This is a genomic window from Ramlibacter aquaticus (assembly GCF_015159745.1).
Lineage (GTDB): Bacteria > Pseudomonadota > Gammaproteobacteria > Burkholderiales > Burkholderiaceae_C > Ramlibacter > Ramlibacter aquaticus.
In genome coordinates this window covers 1-5087 of sequence record NZ_JADDOJ010000134.1, presented here as the reverse complement: position 1 = coordinate 5087, position 5087 = coordinate 1, and the positions used below count along the sequence as shown (strand labels likewise).

The window sequence follows — 5087 nt, the reverse complement described above, 5'->3', positions numbered from 1 at the left end:
TAAAGGTCTTGCGACCTAGTTCCGAAGAACTTGGCAATCGCCTTCAAACGCCCACGCTTATCGGCTGTATGTTGTTAACGAACCTGCAGTCCAAAAGCGCCCAGCGCCTTCTTTCTGCGAACCTCGCCGCGATCAGCGAAGCCTTGAATTATGACAGTTTTTATGAAGACCTGTCAAACTCCAGGGTTTCTACCAACTTGACTCAGCATTCTGTTTCCTGTAGGAAACCGCCGCCTTGTCTTGTCAGCGAAGCCTTGAATTCTATACCGCTTTTCAGCAGTTCCTCAAGACATCCCCAGACTTTTTTTCCACCCTGCCGAAGCAGCACAACTTGCATCGCACCACCCCAGCTTCACTCGCCGCAGACCCCTTTCGGGACCCGCCTGCCACCTGCCTTCGCAAGCCGCAGTGCTGTGTTCAGCGGAGCCCGCGACTATAGCACGCGAATTTCAGCTTCCGCAAGTTGGCCTGCGAAATTATTAGGCGCGCAGACCTGGCTCATGCGGACAGGCACCTGACAGCCAGCCCCAGCTTCGCAGTCCCTGTGTGGGATGAGGCCGCACAGCCATGGCCCTGGACCCCTGCCCCACCCGCAGGCGCCTCTCTCACGCCAGGTTGAAAGGCAGGGAGCGCAGGCGTTTGCCGGTGAGCTGGAAGATCGCCTGCGCCAGCGCGGGCGCGAGCGGCGGCACGCCGGGCTCGCCCACGCCGGCCGGGGGGCGGTTGCTGGGCACGAGCCAGGTCTCCACCGTGGGCGCGTCCGCCATGCGGACCATCGGGTAGGCGGGGAAGTTGGCCTGCTGGACCTGGCCGTCCCGGATATCGATCTTCCCGTAGAGCGCGGCCCCCAGGGCGAACACCACCGCGCCTTCCATCTGCTGCGCCACGATGTTGGGGTTGACCACGGTGCCCACGTCCGCGGCGCACACCACCCGGTGCACGCGCGGCCGCCCCCCCTCCAGCGATGCCTCCACGACCTGGGCCACCACGCTGCCGAAGGACTCGTGCAGGGCGATGCCGCGCGCCCTGCCGGCCGGCAAGGGCGTGCCCCAGCCCGCCTTGGCAGCCGCCAGCTCCAGCACCGCCACGTGCCGGGGCGAGCCGCGCAGCATGGCGCGCCGGAAGTCCAGCGGGTCCTGCCGGACCGCGGTCGCCAGCTCGTCCATGAAACCCTCGATCATGAAGGCGTTGTGCGAGTGCCCCACCGAGCGCCAGAAGCCCACCGGCACGCCGGAGCGGGTGGACACGTGGCGCATGCGCTGGTGCCCGAAGGCGTAGGGCTGGTCGAACAGGCCTTCGGGGGAGGTCTTGTCGGGCGTGTCGACGCCCGCGGACAGCGCGGGCACGCCCCGCGCCATCCAGCGCGGCGTGATGTCGTCGCCGGCCGAGGTGATGCGCAGGCTGGTGACGCGGCCCTCGCGGTCCACCGCCGCGCGCAGCCGCGCCACGTGCAGGGGACGGTAGAAGTCGTGCTGCATGTCCTCCTCGCGCGAGAAGGCCAGCTGCACAGGGGCGCCGCCGCAGTCCATGGCCACGCGCACCGCGTAGGCCGCGTAGTCCACCTCCAGCCGGCGGCCGAAGCCGCCACCCAGCAGGGTGACGTGCACGGTCACGTCATCCACCGGCACCCCCGCCACGCGGGCGGCGATGTCCCGGCACAGGCCGGGCACCTGGGTAGGCACCCACAGTTCCACCTTGCCGCCCGCCACCCGGGCGGTGCAGTTCATGGGCTCCATGGTGGCGTGGGCCAGGTAGGGCGCCGCGTACCAGGCCTCGACCACGCGCGCGGCCTCGCGCTCGGCGCCGTCCACGTCGCCTTCGGCGTGGAAGGTGAAACCACGGTCCCCGCGCACCGCGGACTCGAGCGCGGCCTGGATGGCCTGGCTGTCCAGCCCGCCACCCGGGCGCTGCTGCCAGTCCACCTGGACGGCCTGCACAGCCCGGCGCGCATGCCAGGTGCTGCGCCCCACGACGGCGAAGCCGGCGGTGGAGCCGCCCTCGGCCGGCAACATCACCAGCCGTTCGGCCCCGGGCAGGGCCAGCGCCCTGTCGGCCTGCACCGCGCCCGGAAAGCCACCGATCATGGGGCACAGCCGCACGGCCGCGTACTTCATCCCCGGCAGGCGCACGTCCAGCCCGAAGACGGCGCTGCCGTCCACCTTGGCGGGCAGGTCCAGCCGCGGCGCCGGCTGGCCGATCAGCTTCCAGTCCTTGCGCGCCTTCAGCCGCACTTCGCCCGGCGGCGTGGCCGCAGCTTCCTGCGCCAGTTCGCCGAAGCCGGCGGTTCGCCCGGAGGGGTGGGTGATGCGGCCGTCCGCCACCACCAGCTCCTCCACGGGCAGCTTCCAGCGCAGCGAGGCGGCGCCCAGCAGCGAGGCCCGCGCCGTGGCCGCGGCCAGCCGCACCACCGGCCAGGCATCGGCCACGCTGGAGGACCCGCCCGTGACGTTGAGCCCGAGCTCACGGCCGATCTTGCCCACCACCCAGCGCGCGGCCTTGACCTGCGCCCGGCGGAAGCCGTCCGGGTCTTCCTCGTGCGCGGGATGGAACCAGAGCGAGGCCTGCAATGTTTCCACGTTGCCGTAGATCGCGTCGGCGCCGGCCTGGGCGATGCGCATGCGTGACAGCGGCAGGTCGAGCTCCTCGGCCGCCAGCATGGGCAGCGCGGTGTGCACGCCCTGCCCCATCTCGCTGCGCGGCATGGCCAGCACGACGCTGCCGTCCGGCTCGATCCGGATCCAGCCGTTGAGGGCCACCCCGCCACCGCCCTGCAGCAGGGCCGCGCTGCCCAGGCGCGAGCGCGCCGGCATCAGTCCCCAGCCGACCACCAGTGCGCCGGCCGCGGCGGCCGAAAGCAGAACGCCGCGCCGCTTCATGTCGCACCCCCGGCGGCACGGTGGATCGCGGCCTTCACGCGCTGGTAAGTGCCGCAGCGGCAGATGTTGCTCACGGCCTCCTCGATCTGCGCGTCGGTGGGCCTGGGGGTCTTCTCGAGCAGGGCGGCGGCCGCCATCAGCATGCCGCTCTGGCAGTAGCCGCACTGCGGCACCTGCAGCGCCAGCCAGGCCTTCTGCAGCGCATGCGGGGCCTCGCTGCGGCCCAGGCCCTCGATGGTCTGGACGGCGCGGCCGGCCACGCTGCCCACGGGGGTGACGCAGGCGCGCAGCGCGCGGCCGTCGACCCGGACGGTGCAGGCGCCGCAGGCCGCCACGCCACAGCCGAACTTGGTGCCGGTGAGCCCGAGCTCGTCGCGCAGCACCCACAGCAGCGGCATCTCCGCCTCGACATCCACCTGCACCTTGCGGCCGTTGACCTCGAACTCCATGCACACCTCCTCGGTGGCGCACTATAGCCAGCCCGCGGCGACGCCCGGCGCGGGTGCCGATTCGCCCGGCGCCACGCCCGGGCAACCCGGCGGGGATAATCGCCGGCTCCCATGGCCCTCATCACCCTCCTCGACGCCCAGCTTGCCTTCGGGCACGTCCCCCTGCTGGACCACACCGACTTCGCCCTGGAGGCCGGCGAGCGCGTGGGCCTCATCGGCCGCAATGGCGCCGGCAAGTCCTCCATGCTTCGCATCCTGGCCGGCATGGAGCGTCCCGACGACGGCACGCTGCAGTTCCAGCAGGGCCTGCGCATCGCCTTCGTCGCCCAGGAGCCGCAGCTGGACCCGCAGGCCACGGTGGCCGACGCCGTGCGCGCCGGCGTGGCCGACCTGCTGCAGTGCCTGGACGACTACACGCACAGCCGCGGCGACCTGAACGAGCTGCAGGGCCGCATCGAGGCCGAGGACGGCTGGAACCTGGACCAGCGCGTCGCCGAGACCCTGCAGCGGCTCAAGCTGGACCCGCAGCGCGCGGTGGGCACGCTCTCGGGCGGGACGCGCAAGCGGGTGGCCCTGGCACAGGCGCTGGTGCGCCGCCCCGACGTGCTGCTGCTGGACGAGCCCACCAACCACCTGGACCTGGCCGCCATCACCTGGCTGGAGAACCTGCTGCTGGAGTTCAAGGGCGCGGTGGTCACCATCACCCACGACCGCAGCTTCCTGGACCGCATCGCCACCCGCATCGTCGAGCTGGACCGCGGCAAGCTGCGCTCCTACCCCGGCAACTTCACCCGCTACCAGGTGCAGAAGGAAGAGCAGCTGGCCCAGGAGGCGGTGATCAGCGCGCGCGCCGACAAGCTGCTGGCGCAGGAGGAGGTCTGGATCCGCAAGGGCGTGGAGGCGCGCCGCACCCGCGCCCAGGGCCGCATCACGCGCCTGGAGCGCCTGCGCTCGGCGCGGGCTTCGCGGCGCGAGGCGGTGGGCCGCGTCAAGCTGGACATCGACGCCGGCACGCCCAGCGGCAAGCTGGTGGCCGAGCTGGAGCATGCTGGCAAGTCCTACGACGGCGTGCCCATCATCAAGGACTTCAGCGCCACGCTGCTGCGCGGCGACAAGATCGGCCTGGTCGGCCCCAACGGCGCGGGCAAGACCACCCTGCTCAAGCTGATCCTCGGCGAGGTCGCCCCCGACACCGGCAAGGTGCGCCAGGGCACGCGCATGAGCGTCGCCTACTTCGACCAGATGCGCGACGCGCTGGACCCGGACGCCACGCTGGAGGACTTCATCAGCCCCGGCAGCGAATGGATCGAAATCGGCAACCAGCGCAAGCACGTCAAGAGCTACCTGGGCGACTTCCTCTTCTCGCCCGCGCGCAGCGGCTCGCCCGTGCGCTCGCTCTCGGGCGGCGAACGCAACCGCCTGCTGCTGGCACGCCTGTTCGCACGCCCGGCCAACGTGCTGGTGCTGGACGAGCCGACCAACGACCTGGATATCGACACCCTGGAGCTGCTGGAAGAGCTGCTGCAGGAGTACGACGGCACCGTCTTCCTTGTTAGCCACGACCGTGCCTTCCTGGACAACGTGGTCACCAGCATCATCGCCTGGGAGGGCGACGCGACCTGGCGCGAGTACGAGGGCGGCGTGCAGGACTGGCTCACCCAGTCGCAGCGGGCGCTGGCCCTCTCGGCCACCGAGCGGGCAGCGCCCGCGGCGCCGGTGGGTGCGAGCGCCGCCGCCGCAACGCCCACCAGCTGTCTCTTAT

Annotated in this window: 3 protein-coding genes; 1 reads left to right on the top strand and 2 read right to left on the bottom strand. The window is 71.1% G+C overall.

The window, feature by feature from the left end; genetic code table 11:
• Positions 1-605: 605 nt before the first annotated feature.
• Together IM725_RS19495 and IM725_RS19490 are read right to left on the bottom strand one after the other, a co-directional pair.
• Positions 606-2876 carry a xanthine dehydrogenase family protein molybdopterin-binding subunit gene (locus tag IM725_RS19495; protein WP_193782307.1) on the bottom strand — a complete coding sequence of 757 codons (2271 nt, stop codon included), beginning with the start codon at positions 2874-2876 and terminating at the stop codon, positions 606-608.
• Positions 2873-3325, bottom strand: a complete 453-nt coding sequence (locus tag IM725_RS19490) for a (2Fe-2S)-binding protein (RefSeq protein ID WP_193782306.1) — start codon at positions 3323-3325, stop codon at positions 2873-2875. The genes IM725_RS19495 and IM725_RS19490 overlap by 4 nt, the downstream gene beginning before the upstream one ends.
• Before the next feature lie 111 nt (positions 3326-3436).
• On the opposite strand from IM725_RS19490, the gene IM725_RS19485 reads away from it, so the two are divergent.
• On the top strand, positions 3437-5087 hold a 1651-nt coding region (locus tag IM725_RS19485), incomplete at its 3' end, for an ABC-F family ATP-binding cassette domain-containing protein (RefSeq protein ID WP_193782305.1).

Coding starts and splice junctions, on each gene's coding strand:
- IM725_RS19495 (WP_193782307.1), bottom strand. CDS start 2,876: ATGAAGCGGCGCGGCGTTCTGCTTTCGGCCGCCGCGGCCGGCGCACTG.
- IM725_RS19490 (WP_193782306.1), bottom strand. CDS start 3,325: ATGGAGTTCGAGGTCAACGGCCGCAAGGTGCAGGTGGATGTCGAGGCG.